We start from the raw sequence: 17,280 nt of genomic DNA, 5'->3' as shown, positions 1-17,280 counted from the left end.
AGGTTATGACAGATTCTTTAGTAATTGGCGCAGATAGCGAAGTTATTCTTCACTTCGATTTAAAACTTGAAGACGGTTCTGCTGCAGACAGCACTCGTGTAAACAACAAACCTGCAAAAATGGTTATGGGTGACGGAAGCCTAACACCAAATTTTGAAGCGTGTCTACTTGGGCTAGCAAAGGGCGACAAAAAGTCATTCACATTAGGCCCCGAAGATGCATTTGGCCAGTCAGATCCTAACAATATTCACTATATGGATAGAAGTCGCTTTGGTGCTGACTTACAAGTAGAAGAAGGCATGATTCTAGCATTTTCGCAGCCAGATGGTTCGGAAATTCCGGGTATTATTCGAAGCGCTGCTGGCGATTCAGTAACGGTAGACTTCAATCATCCGTTAGCGGGTCAGACGGTTATTTTTGATGTAGAAATCATCGATGTTAAACCTGGCGCTTCAGCACAAGGTGGAAATTAGTTATGCAAATTCATTTAGCTAACCCTCGCGGCTTCTGTGCGGGCGTAGACAGAGCTATTACCATAGTTGAGCGTGCGCTAGAAATGTTCGAACCGCCAATTTATGTGCGCCACGAAGTGGTACACAACAAGTTCGTTGTAGACGGGCTGCGCGAGCGCGGTGCGCTGTTTGTGGATGAGCTGCATGAAGTGCCAGACGACAGTATCGTAATTTTTTCGGCGCACGGTGTGTCGCAAGCGGTAAGAAAAGAAGCAGATAATCGTGGTCTTAAGGTTTTCGACGCAACCTGCCCGCTGGTTACAAAGGTGCATATGGAAGTTACTCGTGCTAGCAAAACGGGCACTGAATGCATCTTGATTGGTCACGCTGGTCACCCTGAAGTGGAGGGCACCATGGGTCAGTACAGCAATGAAGAGGGCGGTATTTATTTAGTTGAATCTGAAGCTGATGTGGCAACGCTTGAAGTTAAAGATCCGACCAACCTTTATTATTGCAGCCAAACTACGTTATCTGTTGATGACACCGCCGATGTAATCGACGCCCTTCGCGCTAAGTACCCCAAAATAAACGGTCCGAGAAAAGACGATATTTGCTATGCAACACAGAATCGCCAAGACGCTGTGCGCGACTTATCACAAGACTGTCAGGTTCTGTTGGTTGTTGGGGCACAGAATAGCTCAAACTCGAACCGTCTTCGTGAACTGGCTGAAAAAATTGGTGCTAAAGCTTATTTGATTGCCGACGCTAATTGCATCCAGGAAGAGTGGCTAGAAGGCGTAGAGCACATTGGCGTTACCGCTGGCGCATCTGCCCCTGAAGTCTTAGTGCAGGGTGTGGTAAACAAGCTCAAAGCGTGGGGCGCGGTTTCAGCTTCTGAGCGTGCTGGGCGCGAAGAGAATGTGGAATTTGCTGTTCCTAAAGAATTGCGAGTCAAGCAAGTCGTTTAAACTTGCTACATTATCAAAGCACAAAAAACACCGCACTTTGTTGCGGTGTTTTTTTATGCTTTTGTCTACTGGAAATTCAACGACTTGCGGATAGATAATAATACCTTAAATCAAAACGAGGTTTAGCGACTAAAAGAATTTAGCTACTTGTTTATGGTAAAAGGTCAGCAGTAGTTTTGGCGGAAGTGAAGCCTTAAAACTACTGTAGTGTTCCCTCTGCTTGTGAAGGCGGGGTCTTTATATACGCTACTGTGAAAGTGTTCGTGCGCCGGTTCCGAAGAAATTAGCGCAACGCTAATCGCTAGTTTGTAACCTTTTAGATAGCTAAAAATTATACGTTTTGATAACCAATGATACCCAGTGTAAAGCGCTTTTGTCTTACTATACTAAATTGGTGATAACACCCATTCTTACGTTTCAATTTTGGCAAAAGTGATGAGAGTTAAAAAGGTGGCGAGAAACCCAGTGAAAGGAAGCACAATCTGCACCCAATGCGGTGTAGGTCTTATAGAAATCTTGATTACTCTATTTATTCTAGCGGTAGGGTTACTCGGTGTTGCTGCGCTGCAGTTTACCGGCTCTTTTGCTAATAAAGACGCCATAAGCAGGACGCAAGCGGAAATGGTAGCCGCACAAGTAGCAGAGCGATTACGCGCCGCAGCTCGCCCTGCAACCGTGGGCGACGGCATGGTAGCAAATAACGACTATTTCGCAGATACAACCTATAATTTTTCAGGTTTAAGTTGTGCTAATGGTTCTCAGCCTTACTACAGCTGCTGTTTAACGAGACCTGCAGCTATTCCCAATTGTGAAGGGCAATCTTGCACCGAAACTCAAATGGCCAAATATGACGGCTGGGCATTATCTTGTTCAGCGGTGCAAACCAATCCGCAAACCACAGTGTCGGTATCTTGTGCTGATAATAATAACGCTGACACTTACAGTTGTAGCCCTGGGTCCCGTGTAGAAATTTTGCTCATGTGGCCCGTCTCATCCTCTGGCAACCAGCAATATAATTTAAATTCGCGCTGCAACGAAGCCGAAGGTGACAGCAATGGATGTGTGTTTAAGGATGTGACGCTATGAAGAGCTATCGTCAACGAGCACAACACGGCTTTTCACTGGTAGAGTTAATGATTACTTTGACGCTGGGCCTGATTATTTCTGGTGCGGTTATTCAGGTTTTGGTCAGTTCAAGTGTTACCAATAAAGTTAATCAAGCGGTAGCCCAAGTTCAAGAGTCTGGGCGCTTTATTATGTCCCGCTTGTCGGCGGAGTTTTACGAAGTAGGTCGTTACGACCAAATTGTCGCCGATGTCGATACGTCTGTTGATATTGTTGCTGAAGCTGCTTATGTCGAAAATCACCCTGTTGCCTTACCCGGTGACTTTTCTACTAAAACCACATTGGGTAGTGTACAGACCGACAGCGGTGGCAGCGATAAACTCGTTGTAAGTCTTTTAAATCACGAAGATTGTACCGGTAATTCACATGGCTATGCCGGGCGCGAATTTCACGTTGTTAATCATTATTTCGTAAGTGGCAGCACACTAAAATGTACCGGTTACGATGGACGCGTTTTACTTGGCATTAAATCGCAATCGGTTGACCCTATTACGGTCACATTGCTAGATAACGTAGAAAGTTTTCAAGTGCAGTTTGGCGTGTCAGACGTGATCACAAGTTCTAATGGTCAGGCTGTTACTTACGTCACTGCCGATGAGATCGATAATTTAAGGGCGCTGAACCAACAAGTGGTGTCATTACGATGGGCCATTATGCTTAAAAGCTACCAAAATGAAGTGCGGCAAACCCAGGCACAAAAATATGCGCTTTTGAATGAAGCATCAAAAACAATGACGACCGATCACTATTATCAAGTCTTTTCGAAGACCTTAGCCCTAAGAAATATGAAGAATTTTGTCAGGAGTTCGAAATGAAACAGCAAGGCTTAGTCATGGTATTTGCGCTACTTGTTTTGCTGTCTATCACAGTTTTAGGCGTAAGCGCTGTAACGAGCAGCTTGTCTCAATCAAAAATGGCCGTGTCTATGCAGCAAAGTGGATTAGCGTTCGACGCGGCTGAAGCCGCAATTGCCGGTGTTTTTTTCGAATCCGAAGATGAGTCCTTGCTTACTGACACAGCAAAAACGGATCCACTTTCAGAGGCAAGGCAAGGCACTATTTTTGACCCTGATGCAGATACAATGAGCTGTTTTGATGAAAACCAATGGACTGATAGATACATGACTGAAGGTGGTTTAACCATTGGTGATAGGCATATTACAGATGGTACTTATCAAAGCGAGGCGTCTTCAAAAAGCTGGTCGCGTACAGCGTTTATTCGTGAACAAGCTTGCAGAGGGTCAAGCAATGTAATTGGTGGAAGTAATGTTAACTGCCACGTATTTATTATTAGAGGCTGCGGAAAAGTTGCGGGTAAGTCCACAGTGGTAGCTAACAGCTTAGCTGCATCCGTTTTTGGCCCGGCTTCACAATAGGTATTATGATGAAAAAAATAACAAATTACCTTGCTTCGATTACGTTGTTTAGCTGTATTGGATTTTCTGCCTTCGGCGATGACCTTGATATTTATTTAGGGAACGCGAGCAGTGCGGTTACCTATAATCCAAATGTACTCTTTATTATGGACTCATCGGGGAGTATGGGGTCTTACGATAACACCAGTCAGACCAGGATGCTCCGTGTACAAAACGCGCTTAAAGACGCGCTACGCTCTGCCACAAATATTAATGCTGGACTCATGCGCTTTTCTGATTATGGCGGGCCAATTCTTTATCCGATACGTAATATTGACGATGCTGTGCGTCCTGAAATTATTGTTTCAACTAACGACGATAACCATGATGCCCATGAAATCAATGGTAGTGTGACGACAGATAGCAACGACTTGATATTAAGTAGTGGCACTCAAACGGTAACTTCTGGTCTGCGCTTTACCGATTTAAACATACCGCAAGGGGCCACCATTGTTAGTGCTAACATTCGCCTTACCTCTGAAAGGTTTAATATTGCAGGCACATCACTTGTCATTTCAGCAGAAGCATCTGCATCCAGTACCGAGTTTTCTTCAAGCAGCAACAATCTTAGCGACCGAACCAAGACAGCCGCTAATGTCGAATGGTTGACTAATAATAGCTTTCCCGCCTCAGGCGAGGTTATTACCACACCAGATATTAGTGCAGTAATACAAGAAGTTGTGGACTTGTCTGCTTGGTGTGGCGGAAAAGACTTAAATATCCTGATCGAAGGCTCAAGTTCGGATAACGCTAGCGGTCGAGAAGTAAGAGCAAGTGATGTAGGGCAAAGCGGAGCCCCGCAATTAGTCGTGTCATACGATGACTCTACGGCGACGGGATGTGTGCAAGGTGAGGGTATTTATCAGGTTGGCAACTCGAAAGATAACTCTGAAGAAGCGACAAATGGCTACCCGAACACAGGGAGCGAACTCACATTTCATCCTTCGTATAACGACTACATAGGGGTAAGGTTTAGAAACGTAAATATTCCACAAGGTGCTGAAATAGCAGAGGCGTACCTTGAGTTTACCGCCTACAGTACTGTAACTTATGGCAACCCTAGTATGCGTATACGCGGTGTCGCCGACGATGATGCGTCAGACTTTCATCCAAACCAACGCTATCGCTTGCGAAATCTGCCAAAAACCTCAGGTATTACTTGGTCGATGCCAGACTTCTATAATAACTATAGTTACAGAACACCTGATATAAGCAGTATTGTTAAGCAAATCGTCGACCGTTCAGGGTGGGAATCAGGCAATGATATGGCGTTTGTGATGGACGATTTTGTGTCGTACCGTGGAGCGCACACCTATAACTCACCGTCTAAAGCGCCAAAGCTTATAGTTAAATTTAACGGTGCAGCCACGCCTGGCGCTACAGCATCTGTACGTGAACACTTAGTCAGTAAAATAGATGAATTGAGCGCCAATGGTTTTACACCCATTGTAGATACGCTCTTAGAAGCGACAAACTACTATGGCGGCCGAAGTGTAGATTATGGCCGTAAACGTGGTGAGAATGGTGTTAGCAACTCCGTTAGAAAAAGCACTAGGGTAAGCCATCGTAGCTCTTATATTGGTGAAGACTCTATACTACCTTATGGGTGTACAGAAGATAATCTATCTGACAGCGATTGTATTACAGAGCAAATTCCTACTCCTGCAACCTACATTTCGCCAGTGTCCGACTTACAGTGTCAAACCAACAACCATATAGTATTGCTTTCTGACGGTGAAGCGAATAACAACCATAGTGTTTCTAAAATTCAGACCCTATTAGGTCAAAGCTGCACCGGTAGTGGCGGCGAAAAGTGTGGCCTTGACTTGGTTAAAAACATCAGCGATGCCTCTACCTCTGTAATTGGGCCTAGAGTCATTACCCATACCATTGGGTTTGCAGCGAACAATACTGCTAATAACTTCCTCAACCAACTTGCGCTGCAAAGTGGTGGTGGTTTCTATCAAGCGGACAACAGCACTGATTTACTCGAAGCATTCAATACTATATTACGCTCTGTAAAAGATGTGAATGCTACGTTTGTTTCCCCCGGTGTTGCGGTTAACCAGTTAAACCGTCTTACGCATAGAGATGAGCTTTATTTCGCACTGTTTAAGCCTAGTGAAGGCGCAATTTGGCCTGGTAACTTGAAGCGCTACAGATTGAGTGGCGACGAAATTCTCGATAAGAACAGCCATAGTGCCGTAGATAGCGAAACCGGGTTCTTCGCTGAGAATTCTCATAGCTATTGGTCAACACTCGCTGACGGCAGTGAGGTGAGCGAAGGTGGCGCCGCAAGTCGTATGGGGTCAAACCGCAACATTTATGTGTTTGACGGAACGGGTTCTATTGTGGATGAGGACAATGCACTTCATGAAGATAACTCTTCTATTACGACTGAAGATCTCGCTATCCAAAATGAGACCGACGCTGAAGACCTAAGAGAGGCTATTCTAAAATGGGCACGAGGTGTTGATGTAAAAGACAGCAATGGTAATGGCAGTACGAGTGATTACAGAACCCAAATGGGTGACCCCATTCATTCACAGCCTATTATTGTGAATTACGGTACTAATGATTCAGCCATTTTTGTCGCGACTAACCAAGGGATGCTTCATTCATTTGATACAGAAACTGGCGAAGAAAACTTTGCCATCATGCCGAAAGAGCTGTTACAAAATCTACATCACTTCTACAAAGATACCCCTTCGTTGAACCACGAGTATGGGCTAGATGGCGATATGGTTCTGCGAACCGTGGATAACAAAATGTATCTTTATGTTGGCATGCGTAGAGGTGGCCGTAACTATTATGTTTTTGATGTGACAGCGAAAAACTCGCCTAAGCTTAAGTATCAACTCACTGGCGGTGAAGGTGATTTAACTAAGTTGGGCCAAACGTGGTCAAGGCCAACCATTACGAAAGTAAATATGGGTGGTGAAGTTAAAAACGTGATGATTGTTGGGGGCGGTTATGACGACGCTCAAGATGATCGTTCGATAAGAGCTAACGATGTAGTTGGTAATGCCGTTTACATGTTTGATGCTGATACTGGAAGCTTGCTTTGGCACGCCAGTAATGAAGATTCTGATCTTGATCTAAGTAATATGACTTACAGTATTCCGGGGCGCATTTCCGTTATCGATAGGGATAATGATGGTGAAGCCGACCACATGTATGTTGCTGATACAGGGGGCCAACTATTTCGTCTGGACATCTATAATGGAGAGACTGGCTCTAATTTTATAAAAGGTGCACGTATTGCAGATTTCGGTGGCGATACCGAAGAAACCAATCGCCGTTTTTACTATGGGCCGGATGTAACAGAAATCGCTTTAGGTGATGAATTATACTATGCCGTAGCGCTGGGTAGCGGGTGGCGTGCATCTCCACTTGATACCGTAGTGGAAGACAACTTCTACATGCTTAAAGATAGCGGTGTGTTCAAACGTGATGAAAACGGCAAATACACGTACATGACTACAGTGACCGAAAATAAAATGTACAACGCTACCAGTCACGCGCTAAATAGCAGTGATGAAAACGAACGTGCGCTGGCGACAGCAGAGTTCGCCAATAAAGATGGCTGGTATTTGAACTTAACGACGAATGGAGAGAAAGTGCTGTCTTCTCCGCTTATTATTGACTACAAAGTATTCTTTACCACCTATGTTCCGGCCGTAAGCAGCACCAGCGCTTGCGCACCGCCTACCGGAAACAGTCGTGCGTACCTTGTTAGTATGTTTAATGGCAATGCTGTCACAGATGTGAATAACGACGGTGATGTGAATGGTGATGATCGCGTTGCTGAGTTAAAGCAAACGGGTATTGCACCTGAAACCAAAATACTTATTGAAGATATTGTCAGCCCGGTTGTATGTTTAGGTACTGAGTGTGTTTCTGCGGTGATTGAGGTCGATGAGGATGGTAATGACGAAGCTTGTAACAGTGCTTTTGAGTGCTTAGCTGAAAACATTTACGGGCGATTCGAACGTATTCAGCGCGGAAGCTGGCACTCAGAAACAGAAAGGGAATAACCATGAAGTTCAAAAAACAGTTAAAAGGGTTTTCACTTATCGAATTGATGATTGTGGTGGCTATCGTTGGCATAATCGCGGCCATTGCCTATCCGTCCTATCAGGGGGTTATTGCTGATGGATACCGCGGTACAGGTCAGGCTGATTTATTAGGCTTAGCATCCGCGATGGAGCGTCATCATAGCGGTTCTTTTAGCTACAAAGGTGCAGGCGCAAGCGGAGGCGATACAGGAGCCCCTTCTATTTTTGCAACACACTCACCTTCATCAGAGCCCGCGGCTAATCGCCGTTATAATCTAACTATTCAATCTGCCGGTGTCACTGATTATGAATTGAGAGCTACTCCTGTATCGGGCACTGGCCAAGGGTCAGATGGTACCCTTTACTACTTCAGTGATGGTAGAAAAGGGTGGGACAAAAACAATAATGGCTCTCTTGAAACCGGTGAATATTGCTGGTCTTGTTAAAGCTTAATTGATGCAGCTTATTATTGCACCTTGGCGAATTATAACGCGCTAAGGTGTGATTGTCGGAATACCAAAAACGGCTATATCCTCCCAGCGTTGATCAAGGTTATCCTGCGTATAGGCCAATCTCGCGGCATTTAACTGTTGTGTTTGTTCGTCTTGTGACTTTAACGTTGCCTGCCAAAGCACTCGTGTTTTAATTTCGCTTGAAAGTAGAAAAGCACTAGAGGTCATAAAAATCAAAAGCGCTATGAGCACCTCTATTAGCACTCCTCCTTTATTCACAACACTAACGTTTGAGCTATCACTATTATCATCACGCGCGATTTGACGCTTTACTGACAATACGCTTCTGAAATCTTTTTGTTGGGGCTTTTTAATTGTTGTCATACCAAGTTCCTGGAATAGGGATTATTTTCGCCATTTGAGAGCCCGCCTGCAAAGTACTAAGCACCTGCGCTGAAGGCATTAAGGCGCCATTGATCTGCGTTTGCAACTGAGTATTAGATACGAATGCGCCTTTAATTGAACTCGAATGTGCAAGGTGTAGTTCATGAGTAGAAGGGGTTTTAGAGAGCATCATGATCAGCCCAAAGAAATGAGTATTCGCACTTATAGTAAGATCGCCATCCATCACAATTAACAAGACAGGGGCCGAACTCGATGTATGTGTTAGGTCGCTATGGGATAAAACGCAGTCACCATTTATCCAATAGATGCTGGCTTCCACCAAGTTGTAACAATGGGAAGCTGTCACACTGTTTGGAAAATATGCCGCACTTAGTTCGGCTAAATTGCGATTAAACAACCAATTGGTTAGCTGGCTATCCCATGAAAACAGCTGAGCTGCGGTGGGCAGCCTAAGAAGGGCAGGGTAACGAAGAAAATTTGCTTTATATTTAATATTTTCTGCACTGTGAGAAACGCTAATTTCATAGTGAGTGAGCGGCTGCTGTCCAATACCCGTAAGGCTTTCTTCGTGTACTGTGGTTGATAGAAAAGGCTGTTTTGTCGTGTTTAACGCCGTTAAAACACTTTTTGTTCGAAGGGCTGTCGCTACTTCTTTGAGGTGTTTTTTCAATTGCGAGTGAGAGCTCACAGTTTCTTGTCTGATTTTCTGTATGGCATAGTACTGCTGAACGTTTTGCGAAGTAAATATGGTAGTAAAAGTCACTACACTTAGGAGAATGGCGACAATCGCGAGGACCGCCATACCTTGTTGCTTCGCTTTTAAAAAGTAAGAGTTACACTTAACGTTTTGTGTGTATGCGGTGATGGGCTTCCATTTTACTATCTCTTTATCTTTCATTAACCGCCTCCACCACGAACGTTTTGTTTGTTACTACGTTTGGGTTTACCAAACTCTGTATACTTAAATTGATTTCATAAGCCGCGCCCCAGCTACCTTTGTGTAATACGCTTACGGAAAATTGTGTCACTTCGACAGTATTTGGGTCGGTCAAGTCAAACCACCCCCCTTGCGTACAGGTTTTTCCTCCAACCCTGTATTCAATTGCCTTATCGTGTAGTCGATATCCAAACATTTCGTCCTGCGCTGTAGCTATAATGCCGTTACGATTTTTGTCATAAGAAAACGTGATGCAGCTATTTGCTGTTTCACCAGTTTGGTGACCAAGGGTCACGTTGGTCACTATTTGAGGGGGGCTTGCAAGAGTTAAAAATGGCGTAAGCGTGCTGCTATTTTCAATAAATCCAGCCCTGCTTAAATGCCGTGAAATAGTATCCTGCAGTGCACGGGCGTCTTCTTCTATTGCGGTTGCGTGTTGAATCGATGATAAACTAACGTGAGACTGCACGCTGTAGGTCGTTATAGCTGCTATCAGTATGCCTGTTAACGTGCAGGCCACCATCAGCTCTGTAATACTATAGCCGCCAATTTTATCTACGCTGAAGCCGTTCAATGGCTTTGCGAGGGCTAGCATGCTGTGACGCCTGTAATGTGCTGTTCGCTACATAACTTCACGCGTCCCAGCGGGCTAACAGTGACTTTGGCGGAAAATTGATCGCTGGACAGCTTAAATGTGGTGGCGCTGCCGAAATTGAGTGTACCCTGTTGATTGAAAGCTACAGTTTTGTCTTTTGCGTTTAACGTGGTTAGCTTTGAATTCCATTTTGCTGGAAGCTCCCAAAACGCGGCGTCATTTAGCGCACAGTTCTGGTATGTTGAACAGGTGCAGTTTTCATCGTCACTGATTATTACGCAATTCGCATTTTCAAATTTTGTGATTAGGTAAAAGGGCTTTTTTTGAGTAAGTGCATAAATACGTGCTTGCTTTGCTGAGTTGGCTAATTGCGACGCGAAATGTTTAAAATCGTTTCGTTCTAGCCACGTTTGAAATGACGGAACTGCGCTAACCGACAATATACTTGTAATACCTATCACGATAAGTAATTCAATAAGCGACATGCCTGAAGCGCGCTTGTACCTATTGTTTTCTCTTTTTTCATTTCTTCGTTCAGGAAAAGCCATGCGTAAGTCCAGTAATAGTGACAGTGCTAAATTGATAGGCTTAATGTACTGAAAAACTTAACGAGAGAAAGCTGTACCATGGAAGGGAATGGCATTGGGTTAAACAATCGAATTTCTAAGACAGGATTTACGCTGGTTGAGGTATTAGCTGTGCTGGCTATAGTTAGTGTATTAAGTGTAGCAACTACAACAGCGATAATATCAAGTTGGCAATTAAGCCAAGTAAATCAAGTTAAAGCGTACTTGTTATCAATACAGTCAATACAGTCGAGAAATTGGTTAGAGTCAGGTGTCTACCTACCGATAACCTCACTGCCTCAAGCCAATATCGACAAAGTCAACATTACACAAACGATGAGTCAAAGTGGTGAATATGAGGTGGCAGCCACGCTATTATTTAAAAAGCAAAATGACAGTTGTAGGATTATAAAAATTAGTGAAACCTCGTTGGCCCCAATAGAATGCTGGTAGCAGAGTAATCAGCCCAGTTTATCAGCTGCGTATACTAACTTCGGTTGGTAAGTGCAGGAATTAACTGCGGCTATTAACTACAAGATAGCGCATCGCCATCTAAGTCTTCTTTTTTACCATCGCCGTCACTGTCTACAGCTACTGAAATTCGTCCGTATAGCGAAAGTAACAAGGCAGAGGCATAGTCGGTATCGTTATCCTTTGGGCACAAGGTAATTGTTGATGCCGTATCGATTGCACCTTGCTCATCAAAAGTTAAGCTTCCTGTTACTCCGTAGATAGTATTTGCCGAGTTAAGCGGATCGCTTGCGACAATAAGCGCCTCGGTATTGTCGCGACTACCGTTGCCGTTGGCATCAACAAATACCATTTTTGCTTTTTTCCAGCTGCTGGTGCAGGCAGTGTAATTTTCTGTTGGACACAAAACCACACTAGCTTGCTCGTCTACCGCGGTGAACCTAGCCCGCTGCACTACGGCACTTAAATTATTTATATCTGAAGTGATTCTATTTTTGATAAGAACGCTTTGAATACTGGGCGCGACAGTAGTAAGAATAATCGCCAGCACAGCAACGGCGACCAACATCTCCAGCAGTGTAAGACCTTTTTGATTAACAAAGGCTTTTGGGTATTTTTTTAATCTTGTTCTTATCATTTTGAGACTGCTATTTTCCCGAACTTTTTTAAATCTTCATTAATGAGTTACGCCATACAAACCGCAGGTAAAGCTATTGCTTTTAGGTTGTCTGAGCTTCTGGGGCTTGCCTTGAGCAAAAACCTTATTCACCTACAATTTATTCTTTTATTCTTTTATTCTATCTTCGATGTAATGATACTACGCGATAAATATGCATTACTCGCCTATTTTTTAGGGTAAACTAAAATACAGTGACAAAGGTATGTTTTACCGTGATATCGCATAGTTGACCATACGCCTTACGGTTAACTATTTCGCACAACCGATGCCTACGCTCAAAAACAATAAAATAAACATCCGATGCGCTTTCTTTTGTACAGTAAGCGCACGGTAAATCAAATAGATGCGAGGATACCACTAACATCTGAAGTGATATTGTCGTAGAATCGAGCTCCAGGACGCCTCAAAAATACGTGGATATTACAATGCAAAAACAAGCAGTTATTGATGAAATGAAAGTGCTGCCTGAAATTGACGTCGAATATGAAGTTGCACGTCGAGTATCTTTTATCAAAAAGCAGTTGCTTACCTCAGGTTTGAATTCGCTGGTATTAGGTATTAGTGGGGGAATTGATTCATGTACTTTGGGTCGCTTAGCACAGTTAGCAGTGAACGAGCTAAATGATGAACATCATGAAAACTATCAGTTCATTGCGGTTCGCTTGCCTTATGACACTCAAGCTGACGAAGAAGATGCACAAAAATCTATTGATTTTATTCAGCCCTCCCATTCGCTAGCGGTGAACGTTAAACCAGGCGCAGACGCAATTCACGCCTCTACTTCACAAGCGCTTGCTAATGCCAACCTTCTTCCTGAAAGCGAAGCGAAGCAGGACTTCGTGAAAGGCAATGTCAAAGCGCGTACCCGTATGGTTATTCAGTATGAAATTGCGGGAATGGTTGATGGACTTGTTCTAGGTACAGACCATTCGGCTGAAAATATTACAGGGTTTTATACTAAATACGGTGACGGAGCGTGCGATTTAGCGCCTTTATTTGGTCTAAGCAAGCGCCAAGTGCGTGCAGTGGCAGCCCATTTAGGTGCACCGCACAATGTAATCACCAAAGCCCCAACCGCTGATTTAGAAAGCCTGTCGCCACAAAAAGCTGACGAGCAAGCGCTAGGCATGTCTTACGACCAAATCGATGACTTTTTGGAAGGCAAGCCTGTTTCTGCAGAAGTGGAAGAGAAATTGCTCTATATTTATGAGCGTACGCAACACAAACGTGTACCAATTCCAACAATTTACGATGAGTTGTAGTCATGAAAAAAATTGAAGCTATCATTAAACCGTTCAAAATGGACGATGTTAGGGAAGCGCTAGCTGAAGTCGGTATCGCAGGGATGACAGTATCTGAAGTGAAGGGATTTGGCCGCCAAAAAGGTCATACCGAGCTTTATCGTGGTGCTGAATACCAAGTTGACTTCCTACCTAAAATCAAAATTGAGCTTGTACTAGATGATGACCGCGTTGAACAAGCGGTAGAAGCCATTCAGTCATCTGCTAAAACGGGCAAAATCGGTGACGGCAAAATTTTCGTTTACAGCGTTGAAAGCGCTGTGCGTATTCGTACCGGCGAACAAAACGAAGACGCTATATAAATAAACCGTACTATTCAAAAATGAAAAAGGGAGCCAGCGGCTCCCTTTTTGATACGTTGAACACAATTTAGTGCTTATCTTCTGAACATTCGCCTGTTTTCGGGTCGCAACAGACTGCTCTCTTCCTGATGCACATGACCGTGCTCAAGCTCTTCTTTCGTCGCTTCACGCACGTCCACAACCGTTACATCGAACGTCAACGGAATGCCTGCTAGCGGGTGGTTACCGTCAACAACAACTTCTTCGTCAGTTGTTTCGATAATGATCACAGATTGCTCACCCTGCGGGGTAGTGGCGCGGAAAGACATACCAACTTCAACGTCCATACCATCGAACATTGAGCGAGGTACGGTTTGAACTAGTTCATCAGAACGTTCACCGTAAGCCTTCTCAGGGTTTACAGAAACGTTGAAGCTGTCATCTTTTGATTTACCAATAAGTGCATCTTCTAGTCCTTCAATTAAGAAGCGACGACCTAAAAGTACAACTAGCGGCGATTTACCTTCTGAAGAGTCTAGCGTTGTGCCGTCTTCGGTAGATACGGTGTAGTGTAGCGTTACAACGCTGTCAGAAGTAATTGTCATAACAAATCCTATCTTGGCCCTATGATAAAAAAAGGGCAATAAATTTAATGCAGCAGTAAACTGCTTATCGACGTTTTTTCACAATATTGCTTGCTTGTTGCTCAATACTGTACGGCAAGCTATTAGGGTAACAGGTAATGGCGTGGTTATCAGCCAGTCTGTGTAAATCTTCGGTGGTAGTGTCGTTATTTAACACGGCAATAAACCAGGTTTCGTTATCGAGCGACGCAACATTCAATACTTTACCCGCTATACGCCAATTTTCACCTAATTGCTTTTCAAGGCTATCGCCAGGTTTGATATCTACTTGTTCTTCAAGTTTGAAGCTGTAGGCGGCACGTTTGTTCTTGCCCAAAAATCGTGTTCGCGCAACCACTTCTTGTCCCATGTAACAGCCTTTATCAAAGTCGATACCGTTAAGCGCCTGTACATTAATCATTTGTGGTACATATTCCGCCACCGCTTCACCCTGTACTAAGGCATGTACGCTTTCAATCTGAATGGCGTCAAACACAACGTGGGAATAACAAGCTACAGTTTTTGTTTCAATTAACGTGTTTAATTGCTTTGTGCCGGTTTCATCTAAAAGAACAACAATGCCTTTGCGAGTAGTGTTGGCGACAAATGCCACGCCATGCTCGCTTTCTATTTTCGGCAGCATAACTTTATCTGCGGTATCGCCCTCAACAAGTTGTGCGACTTCATCGCTTGAAAACAGTTGTCCTAATAGGGCGTTTACCTCATCAGACTTTGCAGCATCGAGTGAAATGAAGTAAGTGCTGTAAGCCTGCGAGTCGTCAACGATATCGACCTTAGAAAACACGCCATACTTATTGAGCTGGGCTAACGAATGGCTGCCCGCATCATCATTTGTCAGCATCAATAACTTGCTTAAGTGTCGGGTCACGTACCCCGTAGACCACGTCTTGCCTTTGTTGTCACAATGCGCAAAATGCCGTGCCGTATTTTCATCAAGTTTATTGATATTGACTGTGATTTGACCTTGAAGGTAGCTGTCAGCCTGTTCTCCTTCCAAAGAAATTATCATGGTGTTTGAAAGCTCGACCATAAACTCTTGAGGAAGATTTTGTAATGCTGCGATAGATGTCATATTCACCACTGTAAAGTTCGCTGTATGTACTCAAGGTATGGTAAAACCAGCAATATTCAAGGGTAATACGCACTAATGTGTACAGATTAAGTTCTATTTAGTTTGCCTATCAGACCAAAAGAGCAGTGATCCCCGGCCGCAGTGCATGGTATTATTGGTAGTGAATAAAAAACGGTATAAAAGACATATGTTTGAACCAAAAAGACTAGCCCGATTAAAGTGGGCGTGCCGCAGAGGCATGCTAGAGTTAGATGTACTATTGCTTCCTTTCGTGGAAGAAGCCTTTGACTCACTAAGTTACGAAGACCAAGAAACATTTGAACGTTTACTTACCAGTGATGACCCTGATTTGTTTGCTTGGATAATGGGGCATCAAAAGTGCGAAGACCCTGAATTAGCCGCCATGGTGGCAACTATTGTTAATCGTGTCAAAGTATAGAGTTAGCATAAAGCATAATAGATTTAGAAAAGTATTTGGGGAATTATGCGTGGCCGTTTGCCTTATGGCGGCACTATGCAGTCTTCCTCAATACCTATGGTCTTGGCTAAGCTTCACCGCAGAATTAGTGTGCATAGCTGTCGTGGCTACGTTAATGATAGTCTGGCGTCTTTATGATGCGTTTAGTAACAATATTTCTACTACTCAATATGCACTCTCTTTGACCAGCGATGGTATTATTCGCGCTATTGACGATAGTACTCTCCCTTTGGAACCAAGAAGCACGACCATGCCCAGTGTGTTAGCCGATGCTTTATCCGATGGCACATCGATGAGGATTCATCAGTCTTCCCAGTTATTTACTTGGGGAATGTGCATTAACGTGTTGCGTCATAGACGGCATTGGTTTGAAAAAGGTCATAACCATTTGACGTGGGTCTTAAAAGGTGAGTGCTGTGAGGCAGACTACCGCAGGTTGGCAAGAGCCATTATTTTCGCAAGAAAAGCGACGCCTTAAAGGAATTTAACAGATGTTTCGTGAGTATACTAAAGCGTTATTCAAACGCGTTGACGCTAGGCAACTTATGCAGTTTAAGCCGCCTACGTTGCCGCAGCGCATATACACAAAAACGCTCAATGTCGATAACGTGCACTATGCTTCTTTTTGTCAAGAAGTCGATTGGCCGGCGAATGAGCATGCTCATCCTCTTTATTTGCAGATGCTTTCGTTACCGTTACAGATGCAATGCTTGCTAGACAAACAAAGCCCATTTCCTTTACTTGGTTTGATTCACGCTGCGAACAAAGTGTTTGTGCTAGAGCATTGTGATTTAAGCGAGCCATTTGAATGTCGAGTGCGCTTTCACGACGTGAGACCCCATAGCCGCGGTTGGGAAGTGGACGTTATGCTAGAAGCACTTCAGTCGGGGAATCTGGTCTATCGGGCGATAAGTAGCTATTTGGTGAAAGTTAAAGCCGTTCATGTTGCACCACTTGGCCCAAAAACCGACCTAAGTGACGAATGTAACCTTGAAGATAGAGCGCTAATTGCTGAAATTAATGCATCGGCAAATACCGGACGACGCTACGCTAAGCTTTCGGGAGACTATAACCCTATTCACTTGTCTGCCATATCTGCCAAAGCCTTTGGGTTCAAACAGCCCATAGCTCACGGGATGTGGACCTTATCTCGTGCGGTGTCAGCGTTTGTAAGTCACCAAGAGGACAGTCAATCCATAACCGTGAAAGAAGTAAATTGTCGCTTTAAAAAGCCGGTTTTCTTGCCTAATGACATTCATATTCAACAACACTGTAAAACGGATACTAGTGCGCTGTTAGACGTAACCGATAGTGACGATAGCCTTGTACATTTATCAGCGAGCGTGGCGTTTAATCAAGAAAAACTCTAAAAGGGTGATAGC

General features: G+C 44.0%; 20 protein-coding genes. 13 read left to right on the top strand and 7 right to left on the bottom strand.

Annotated elements, in window-relative coordinates; genetic code table 11:
• Positions 1 to 5 precede the first annotated feature (5 nt).
• From fkpB to ACYX4W_RS16350, 7 genes are all read left to right on the top strand, one after another.
• The gene (gene fkpB / locus ACYX4W_RS16380) at positions 6 to 473 is read left to right on the top strand and encodes an FKBP-type peptidyl-prolyl cis-trans isomerase (protein WP_474805770.1); all 468 of its coding nucleotides are present in this window, start codon (positions 6 to 8) and stop codon (positions 471 to 473) included.
• Positions 474 to 475: 2 nt separating this feature from the next.
• On the top strand, positions 476 to 1,420 hold the full coding sequence (ispH, locus tag ACYX4W_RS16375; protein ID WP_474855488.1) for a 4-hydroxy-3-methylbut-2-enyl diphosphate reductase: 945 nt from the start codon (positions 476 to 478) through the stop codon (positions 1,418 to 1,420).
• A gap of 435 nt (positions 1,421 to 1,855) precedes the next feature.
• Positions 1,856 to 2,506: a type IV pilus modification protein PilV gene (gene pilV / locus ACYX4W_RS16370; protein ID WP_476073865.1), complete on the top strand. Its 651-nt coding sequence runs from the start codon at positions 1,856 to 1,858 to the stop codon at positions 2,504 to 2,506.
• On the top strand, positions 2,503 to 3,360 hold the full coding sequence (locus tag ACYX4W_RS16365) for a PilW family protein (RefSeq protein ID WP_476073864.1): 858 nt from the start codon (positions 2,503 to 2,505) through the stop codon (positions 3,358 to 3,360). Before pilV ends, ACYX4W_RS16365 begins: the two co-directional genes overlap by 4 nt.
• On the top strand, positions 3,357 to 3,920 hold the full coding sequence (locus ACYX4W_RS16360; protein ID WP_474805777.1) for a PilX N-terminal domain-containing pilus assembly protein: 564 nt from the start codon (positions 3,357 to 3,359) through the stop codon (positions 3,918 to 3,920). The genes ACYX4W_RS16365 and ACYX4W_RS16360 overlap by 4 nt, the downstream gene beginning before the upstream one ends.
• 8 nt (positions 3,921 to 3,928) lie before the next feature.
• Positions 3,929 to 7,996 carry a PilC/PilY family type IV pilus protein gene (locus ACYX4W_RS16355; protein ID WP_476073863.1) on the top strand — a complete coding sequence of 1,356 codons (4,068 nt, stop codon included), beginning with the start codon at positions 3,929 to 3,931 and terminating at the stop codon, positions 7,994 to 7,996.
• Positions 7,997 to 7,998: 2 nt separating this feature from the next.
• Complete coding sequence (locus ACYX4W_RS16350) at positions 7,999 to 8,463, top strand: type IV pilin protein (protein WP_476073862.1); 465 nt, start codon at positions 7,999 to 8,001, stop codon at positions 8,461 to 8,463.
• 48 nt (positions 8,464 to 8,511) lie between these two features.
• Here ACYX4W_RS16350 and ACYX4W_RS16345 read toward each other — a convergent pair whose 3' ends face one another.
• From ACYX4W_RS16345 to ACYX4W_RS16330, 4 genes are read right to left on the bottom strand one after another with little or no spacing between them, the layout of a single operon-like run.
• A complete protein-coding gene (locus ACYX4W_RS16345; RefSeq protein ID WP_476073861.1) occupies positions 8,512 to 8,853 on the bottom strand; it encodes a type IV pilus modification PilV family protein in 342 nt (113 codons plus the stop codon).
• The gene (locus ACYX4W_RS16340; RefSeq protein WP_476073860.1) at positions 8,840 to 9,772 is read right to left on the bottom strand and encodes a hypothetical protein; all 933 of its coding nucleotides are present in this window, start codon (positions 9,770 to 9,772) and stop codon (positions 8,840 to 8,842) included. Before ACYX4W_RS16340 ends, ACYX4W_RS16345 begins: the two co-directional genes overlap by 14 nt.
• On the bottom strand, positions 9,762 to 10,406 hold the full coding sequence (locus tag ACYX4W_RS16335) for a potassium:proton antiporter (RefSeq protein ID WP_476073859.1): 645 nt from the start codon (positions 10,404 to 10,406) through the stop codon (positions 9,762 to 9,764). Before ACYX4W_RS16335 ends, ACYX4W_RS16340 begins: the two co-directional genes overlap by 11 nt.
• A complete protein-coding gene (locus ACYX4W_RS16330; protein WP_476073858.1) occupies positions 10,400 to 10,954 on the bottom strand; it encodes a GspH/FimT family pseudopilin in 555 nt (184 codons plus the stop codon). The genes ACYX4W_RS16335 and ACYX4W_RS16330 overlap by 7 nt, the downstream gene beginning before the upstream one ends.
• A 78-nt stretch (positions 10,955 to 11,032) precedes the next feature.
• On the opposite strand from ACYX4W_RS16330, the gene ACYX4W_RS16325 reads away from it, so the two are divergent.
• Positions 11,033 to 11,425 carry a type II secretion system protein gene (locus ACYX4W_RS16325; protein WP_476073857.1) on the top strand — a complete coding sequence of 131 codons (393 nt, stop codon included), beginning with the start codon at positions 11,033 to 11,035 and terminating at the stop codon, positions 11,423 to 11,425.
• Between the two features lie 73 nt (positions 11,426 to 11,498).
• Here the strand turns inward: ACYX4W_RS16325 and ACYX4W_RS16320 are convergent, their stop codons facing one another.
• Positions 11,499 to 12,080 (bottom strand): GspH/FimT family pseudopilin, encoded by a 582-nt coding sequence (locus tag ACYX4W_RS16320; RefSeq protein WP_476073856.1) that lies wholly within the window; start codon positions 12,078 to 12,080, stop codon positions 11,499 to 11,501.
• A gap of 467 nt (positions 12,081 to 12,547) precedes the next feature.
• Between ACYX4W_RS16320 and nadE the strand changes: the two genes are divergently transcribed.
• Together nadE and ACYX4W_RS16310 are read left to right on the top strand one after the other, a co-directional pair.
• A complete protein-coding gene (gene nadE / locus ACYX4W_RS16315) occupies positions 12,548 to 13,384 on the top strand; it encodes an ammonia-dependent NAD(+) synthetase (protein ID WP_476056225.1) in 837 nt (278 codons plus the stop codon).
• Between the two features lie 2 nt (positions 13,385 to 13,386).
• Entirely contained in the window at positions 13,387 to 13,725 is a 339-nt protein-coding gene (locus tag ACYX4W_RS16310; RefSeq protein ID WP_012517511.1) for a P-II family nitrogen regulator, read from the top strand.
• Between the two features lie 74 nt (positions 13,726 to 13,799).
• Here ACYX4W_RS16310 and ACYX4W_RS16305 read toward each other — a convergent pair whose 3' ends face one another.
• Both ACYX4W_RS16305 and ygfZ read right to left on the bottom strand, forming a co-directional pair.
• Positions 13,800 to 14,309 (bottom strand): FKBP-type peptidyl-prolyl cis-trans isomerase, encoded by a 510-nt coding sequence (locus ACYX4W_RS16305; protein WP_476073855.1) that lies wholly within the window; start codon positions 14,307 to 14,309, stop codon positions 13,800 to 13,802.
• A 64-nt stretch (positions 14,310 to 14,373) separates the two neighbouring features.
• Positions 14,374 to 15,420 carry a CAF17-like 4Fe-4S cluster assembly/insertion protein YgfZ gene (ygfZ, locus tag ACYX4W_RS16300; RefSeq protein ID WP_476073854.1) on the bottom strand — a complete coding sequence of 349 codons (1,047 nt, stop codon included), beginning with the start codon at positions 15,418 to 15,420 and terminating at the stop codon, positions 14,374 to 14,376.
• 187 nt (positions 15,421 to 15,607) lie between these two features.
• On the opposite strand from ygfZ, the gene ACYX4W_RS16295 reads away from it, so the two are divergent.
• From ACYX4W_RS16295 to ACYX4W_RS16285, 3 genes are read left to right on the top strand one after another with little or no spacing between them, the layout of a single operon-like run.
• Complete coding sequence (locus tag ACYX4W_RS16295; RefSeq protein WP_014950112.1) at positions 15,608 to 15,859, top strand: FAD assembly factor SdhE; 252 nt, start codon at positions 15,608 to 15,610, stop codon at positions 15,857 to 15,859.
• A gap of 49 nt (positions 15,860 to 15,908) precedes the next feature.
• Positions 15,909 to 16,376 carry a hypothetical protein gene (locus ACYX4W_RS16290; RefSeq protein WP_476073853.1) on the top strand — a complete coding sequence of 156 codons (468 nt, stop codon included), beginning with the start codon at positions 15,909 to 15,911 and terminating at the stop codon, positions 16,374 to 16,376.
• Between the two features lie 13 nt (positions 16,377 to 16,389).
• Entirely contained in the window at positions 16,390 to 17,268 is an 879-nt protein-coding gene (locus ACYX4W_RS16285; RefSeq protein ID WP_476073852.1) for a MaoC family dehydratase, read from the top strand.
• Positions 17,269 to 17,280: the final 12 nt, after the last annotated feature.

The sequence above is a fragment of the Alteromonas sp. ABH4_454 genome (genome assembly GCF_056311775.1).
Note: the sequence above shows the minus strand (reverse complement) of the source record. Positions and strands in the feature narration are given on the sequence as shown.

Excerpts from the sequence above, each read along its gene's own strand:
- fkpB (WP_474805770.1), top strand. The coding sequence starts at position 6 with ATGACAGATTCTTTAGTAATTGGCGCAGATAGCGAAGTTATTCTTCAC.
- ispH (WP_474855488.1), top strand. The coding sequence starts at position 476 with ATGCAAATTCATTTAGCTAACCCTCGCGGCTTCTGTGCGGGCGTAGAC.
- pilV (WP_476073865.1), top strand. The coding sequence starts at position 1,856 with ATGAGAGTTAAAAAGGTGGCGAGAAACCCAGTGAAAGGAAGCACAATC.
- ACYX4W_RS16365 (WP_476073864.1), top strand. The coding sequence starts at position 2,503 with ATGAAGAGCTATCGTCAACGAGCACAACACGGCTTTTCACTGGTAGAG.
- ACYX4W_RS16360 (WP_474805777.1), top strand. The coding sequence starts at position 3,357 with ATGAAACAGCAAGGCTTAGTCATGGTATTTGCGCTACTTGTTTTGCTG.
- ACYX4W_RS16355 (WP_476073863.1), top strand. The coding sequence starts at position 3,929 with ATGAAAAAAATAACAAATTACCTTGCTTCGATTACGTTGTTTAGCTGT.
- ACYX4W_RS16350 (WP_476073862.1), top strand. The coding sequence starts at position 7,999 with ATGAAGTTCAAAAAACAGTTAAAAGGGTTTTCACTTATCGAATTGATG.
- ACYX4W_RS16345 (WP_476073861.1), bottom strand. The coding sequence starts at position 8,853 with ATGACAACAATTAAAAAGCCCCAACAAAAAGATTTCAGAAGCGTATTG.
- ACYX4W_RS16340 (WP_476073860.1), bottom strand. The coding sequence starts at position 9,772 with ATGAAAGATAAAGAGATAGTAAAATGGAAGCCCATCACCGCATACACA.
- ACYX4W_RS16335 (WP_476073859.1), bottom strand. The coding sequence starts at position 10,406 with ATGCTAGCCCTCGCAAAGCCATTGAACGGCTTCAGCGTAGATAAAATT.
- ACYX4W_RS16330 (WP_476073858.1), bottom strand. The coding sequence starts at position 10,954 with ATGGCTTTTCCTGAACGAAGAAATGAAAAAAGAGAAAACAATAGGTAC.
- ACYX4W_RS16325 (WP_476073857.1), top strand. The coding sequence starts at position 11,033 with ATGGAAGGGAATGGCATTGGGTTAAACAATCGAATTTCTAAGACAGGA.
- ACYX4W_RS16320 (WP_476073856.1), bottom strand. The coding sequence starts at position 12,080 with ATGATAAGAACAAGATTAAAAAAATACCCAAAAGCCTTTGTTAATCAA.
- nadE (WP_476056225.1), top strand. The coding sequence starts at position 12,548 with ATGCAAAAACAAGCAGTTATTGATGAAATGAAAGTGCTGCCTGAAATT.
- ACYX4W_RS16310 (WP_012517511.1), top strand. The coding sequence starts at position 13,387 with ATGAAAAAAATTGAAGCTATCATTAAACCGTTCAAAATGGACGATGTT.
- ACYX4W_RS16305 (WP_476073855.1), bottom strand. The coding sequence starts at position 14,309 with ATGACAATTACTTCTGACAGCGTTGTAACGCTACACTACACCGTATCT.
- ygfZ (WP_476073854.1), bottom strand. The coding sequence starts at position 15,420 with ATGACATCTATCGCAGCATTACAAAATCTTCCTCAAGAGTTTATGGTC.
- ACYX4W_RS16295 (WP_014950112.1), top strand. The coding sequence starts at position 15,608 with ATGTTTGAACCAAAAAGACTAGCCCGATTAAAGTGGGCGTGCCGCAGA.
- ACYX4W_RS16285 (WP_476073852.1), top strand. The coding sequence starts at position 16,390 with ATGTTTCGTGAGTATACTAAAGCGTTATTCAAACGCGTTGACGCTAGG.